General features: G+C 57.5%; 1 protein-coding gene. It reads left to right on the plus strand.

The window, feature by feature from the left end:
• Positions 1-357 (plus strand): hypothetical protein (locus JG676_RS08850; protein ID WP_210328694.1); only part of this gene is annotated, 357 nt, incomplete at its 5' end.
• Positions 358-412: the final 55 nt, after the last annotated feature.

The following is a 412-nucleotide window of genomic DNA, read 5'->3' on the forward strand; positions in this document are numbered from 1 at the left end:
GAGGAATTCGGGCAGGAGTTGATCGCCACCTTTGCCAATTTGGCGCCGGACGTCATCAAAAGCCACTCGATGGCCAAAGTCGGAGAAGGCGTCAACCCAAGCTTTGGCATGCAGGTCGACGGAGTCGAGGAGGGCGCCGTCAATATCGAAAATCACGGCACGGGCGCGCGTTGTTTGATTTGGCATCCCATGACAAGAGTCGGAGCGTCAGAACGTTGCGTCCGTGAGACACCAAGGCTGCACTGGAGGCCAACCGTGCAGTTCGATAAGGTACTGCCTTTCGTAGCCACGAACCGCTGGGGTTACGTCCATGAGCGCTGCGAAGTCGCCAAATCGTCTGTTGTCCTCGCTGACTGACGAAGAATTCGGGCTGCTCTCTCCATCGCTCACGCGCGTTATCCTTCCGCTTGGT

The sequence above is a fragment of the Campylobacter sp. 2018MI34 genome (assembly GCF_016598975.1).
Lineage (GTDB): Bacteria > Campylobacterota > Campylobacteria > Campylobacterales > Campylobacteraceae > Campylobacter_D.